Origin of the sequence: Terrisporobacter muris (genome assembly GCF_024621905.1) — a bacterium.
GTDB lineage: Bacteria > Bacillota > Clostridia > Peptostreptococcales > Peptostreptococcaceae > Terrisporobacter > Terrisporobacter muris.
Map to the genome: position 1 here is coordinate 1 of NZ_JANKBY010000312.1, position 4,261 is coordinate 4,261.

4 protein-coding genes are annotated in these 4,261 nt (G+C 27.7%); 1 reads left to right on the forward strand and 3 read right to left on the reverse strand.

The features are described 5' to 3' along the window. Positions 1-8: 8 nt before the first annotated feature. The 3 genes from NSA58_RS16740 to NSA58_RS16750 are packed head-to-tail and all read right to left on the reverse strand — an operon-like array spanning position 9 to position 3,368. Complete coding sequence (locus tag NSA58_RS16740) at positions 9-1,412, reverse strand: vWA domain-containing protein (protein WP_039678059.1); 1,404 nt, start codon at positions 1,410-1,412, stop codon at positions 9-11. Positions 1,413-1,414: 2 nt separating this feature from the next. Further along, a complete protein-coding gene (locus tag NSA58_RS16745; protein ID WP_074429624.1) occupies positions 1,415-2,542 on the reverse strand; it encodes an ATP-binding protein in 1,128 nt (375 codons plus the stop codon). Positions 2,543-2,552: 10 nt separating this feature from the next. Continuing rightward, positions 2,553-3,368 carry a hypothetical protein gene (locus NSA58_RS16750; RefSeq protein WP_039678061.1) on the reverse strand — a complete coding sequence of 272 codons (816 nt, stop codon included), beginning with the start codon at positions 3,366-3,368 and terminating at the stop codon, positions 2,553-2,555. A 204-nt stretch (positions 3,369-3,572) separates the two neighbouring features. On the opposite strand from NSA58_RS16750, the gene NSA58_RS16755 reads away from it, so the two are divergent. Next, positions 3,573-4,190 carry a GNAT family N-acetyltransferase gene (locus tag NSA58_RS16755; RefSeq protein WP_039678062.1) on the forward strand — a complete coding sequence of 206 codons (618 nt, stop codon included), beginning with the start codon at positions 3,573-3,575 and terminating at the stop codon, positions 4,188-4,190. Positions 4,191-4,261 lie beyond the last annotated feature (71 nt).

A 4,261-nucleotide genomic window follows, 5' to 3' on the forward strand; every position in this document is an offset into this window, starting at 1 on the left:
CTTTATATTTATAACATTGGTTGTTGATTATTCATAGAATATCCGTCACTTCTAATATCGTTCATATCTATAATCTCTTCTTTTATTTCAACTTTACTTAATTTTTTAACAGCTCCAAAAGGCTGAAGTAGTGAAAGTTTATCTCCTCTACCAGATATAACCCATAAGACTTTATATCCTCTTGGAAGGACTTTTAGTCTTTCTTCACCTTTTCCATCAGTAAAATACACCAATAAATTTAACTTTTTATTATTAGCATATTCAAAAACTGGTGTAAATTCCGTTCCACCACCTGTTGTAATTCTATCTTTTACATCTTTGATCGATTTTACTTTGTATGCACGTCTAATCTCTTTATCACATTCTATTATAGTTATTTCTTGATTGTGATTTTTCACAATACTAAGAACTTCCTTAATTGCCTGTTTAAATTCTTCATCACTTATACTTCCACTTATATCAATAGCTACAGCGATTTCGGCCTTATGTCCTCTAAGCTCTCCTCTAAGATCCAACCTGTTAGGTTGTCTTCTATTTCTTCTTGTTGTAGTCTTCTTTTTATTTGCTTCAACAGTACCCATTAACTTTTTTAAATATAGATTCCAAGGAAGTTCACCTTTGCTACTTTTAAGAGATTTTATCATTCCTTCTATATAAATAGGAATGCTTCCTTTTTGTGAATTATCAGCTATTTTTTCTGTAAATTCTTTTAAAGTTTTTTCGTCAACTTCATCAGACTCATCCCAGAAATCATGAGTTTTTTCTATATCAAATTCAACTGCTACATTTTCATTGCTATCTATTTCTTCACCCTCATCATCATCTTCTTGTAAATCTAACTCTGTTTGAATTTTTTCTAAATAGTATTCAAAGGTTTTATAAGGTTCCAGCTTTAGATTATATTTAACATTTATATATTCAAGTGTAATTGAATATGGTGGTAAATACTTTAAATATTGATTTACAACTACATCCATTGCCATATTAATTGCTAGAGTGCTATATTTATCTTTTAATTCCTTACCTCTCATTAAATGTTGAGATACTATATGAAGAATTTCATGCTTTATTGTAGTCTCCATTTGCTTCATATTAAGTTCTAAAAAAATAATAGGATTAAAGTAAATTACATATTTTGCACCTTTAAAATTAACAGCGGTTGCGCTTGTTATATCAAATCTTATAACTTTTTCCATTTGAAATAAAAAATAACCATAGAAATTATCTTTATCTTCCATTAGACTTAAATTTACCTTGTCTACAAGAGCAAAAAATTCTCTATTATATTCTGTTTCCATTTTCACTTCATACTTTTCACCTTTACGATATGCTTTTAGCATTTCTGATGCATTAACTACCTCCATAGCTGTTTCATAAAGGTACTTTCTCTCTTTTTCAAAATAAGTTTCCATAATTAGCTCCTTATTGAACTATAAGCTTGAAAATACACATCTACAAAATTTTCATTTTCTATAGCTTTTTTATATACCTCATTATAACTAATTTTCATATCCTTCATAATTCCAACCATTAAGTCTATTGGATATATACCTAAAAATTCTACAAATCTATTTATAAGGAATATTGAATCTTTATCTTCACTCATTTTATTTTCTAGTGTTTTTAATATATTCATAGCACTTATATAAAGTCTTGTATGACTTTCATTCTTTATTGTTTCAATCACATTTTCATCTAAATTTTCTCCAGAGAATACATCACCAAAAGATATTAATGGACTGTAATTTGACTCAACAAAACTTACAAATTCCTCTGCAATAACTTTTCCCACATTACCTTTTATAACATTTAGAAATACTGATCTTGGTATAGTATCTTGTTGCTCTTTGTACATTTTATAAGTCTTCGAAACTCTTTCATAACTTCTTGGAGTGGCTCTCACATCTTCATCATTTATCTTGTGTAAATATTCCGGAAATGTGGAGATAAACTCTATAACTTTAGTTTCTATGCCTGCATTTATCGCCCATTTTATCCATCCATTATAATCTGGCTCCATGTTTAGCCAAACAAATCTATTTTCTTGGGCTGCATCCATATCCACAACTTGATAATAAAAGTCTGAGCCGTATTTGCTTGATGGATTCATAGCTGCTAGTATTTTTACATCCTCCGGTAACTTGTATCCATTTATTTCTCTATTTAAAATTAAGTTCATAAGCTCTTGTTGAACTGTATGTTCACAACGGTTTATTTCATCTATAAATAAAAGCACACTTCTTCCTGCATTTATTTCTTCATCTATCTCTCTTAATTTATTATGAACAGCATAAATAGTAGTTTTCTTTTCAGTTTTGTTTCCATTAACATCCCTACTTTCATAAGACTCAACTGTTGGAAGTCCTCCAATTTCACCTTCTTTAAGAAGGTTTCCATCAATAGTAACTAAAGTCCAATTATTATCTTTAGCAAGTTTTTTTGCTAAAGCTGTTTTTCCTATTCCACTTTCTCCTACTACTAAAGGAACTTCTTCAGTAGATAATACTAATTCAACGCTCTTTAATGTGTCTATAAAATTCATAGTCTCTCTCCTACATTATCTTTAACTTTTCGTCTACAGCTACTTTCTTTGCTTTTTTACTTCCATATTTATGAATGAACAAAATTTTGTCCATTGCAAAAGTATCACTATTTCTGTCTATAACATTACAATTTATAAAATCTCTCACGTATTTTTCATCTATATTTTCATTAGATAAAACTTCTTTTAGTATAGATTGTAAATCTTCCAATTCTATTTCTTTTTGTATATCTCTTGATATATGCTTAATTACTAAAATATTAACTTTTAAAAACTCAAGGCTTTTCTCTTTATTCATATCATGGATAAGTCTTACTGCTGATTCATTACTTTTCACAGCTATTAGCTGAGTGTTAAAACTTGGTGACTTAATATATCTTAGTGCATCATAACTAATTTTTACTGATTCTTCTTGCACTTTTTCACATGGATTTTGTATATATTTAATCGAATCATAATTTTTTCTTACAGCAAGCAATTGCAATTCCTCACTTGGGTTTTTCACATACTGAATTGCCCATCCAGATTTCTCTATTGCTAATCTTATAACATTGTCTGTTGGATTTTTTATATAATCTAATATACTCCAGCCTTCTTTTACAGCCTTAATCATCATTTCTTCACTTGGCTCATCTATATATTGAATTGCTCTCACATTATTCTCTAAAGCAAGTTCTTTCATTTCTTTTGTAGCATTTTTTATACTTTTTAATAAAAGTCCATTTCTCCCTAGGGCTAATAGTTTCATTTCATCCGTTGGATTATTTATAGTTGTTATAATAGAAGGATTTCTCTTTATCATCTCAATAACTCTTGACTCTTCCATATTGTACCTCCCTATCTATTATTCTTTTTTTTATTTATTTAAAATCATAATTACTTTTCATTATAATTTATATACTTTTAAAGTCAATTTAAACAGTATAATTATGGAAATAAATAGAAATAATACCTAAGCTTTAGATTTATTTAACATATTTAAACCCAAATTCATAAATTAAAGTAAATCTAAAATTAAGAGGTCAAAATTATGGATAATATATTTGGATATAAAATTTATAACTCTCAATACCCTCAGATGAAAATTATTGAAACACCTAGGTTTATACTTAGACCAGCAACTTTACAAGATGTTCCTGATATTTATGAGTATCTTAGTCAAGAAAAAGTAGTACAATACCTACCTTTTAAAGCTCACAAAACTATTAATGATACAAAAAGATTCGTTCAATTATTTTTTATTAATAACTATAAGCAAGGTAAGGTGGGTAACTATGTTATCTACCATAAATCAGATAAAAAAGTAATTGGAAATATTGGAATTAACAATATAAGAACTAGATCAAAAGAAGGTGAAATAGGAATTTGTATAAACCCTAAATATTGGGGTAATAATTATGCAACAGAACTCACAGTGACAACTCTTATCACTGGTTTTGAATTGATGAATTTAGATAAATTGGTTGCCATAACTTATTCAGATAATAAATATACACCTAAATCACTAAGTAACTTAGGATTTGAATATTTAAAAACCTATAAACCAAGAAAAACTCTCCAAATGTCTCATAGATTCGAACTTACAAAAAATGATTATTTAAAATTAAAAAAAGAATATTTACCTGACTTAATAAATAGCTTTTATTAATATAAGATAATTTATAATAGCAAATCATATTATAATAATATTAAAGGGGGTAATGAGCAACATGTTAGCTT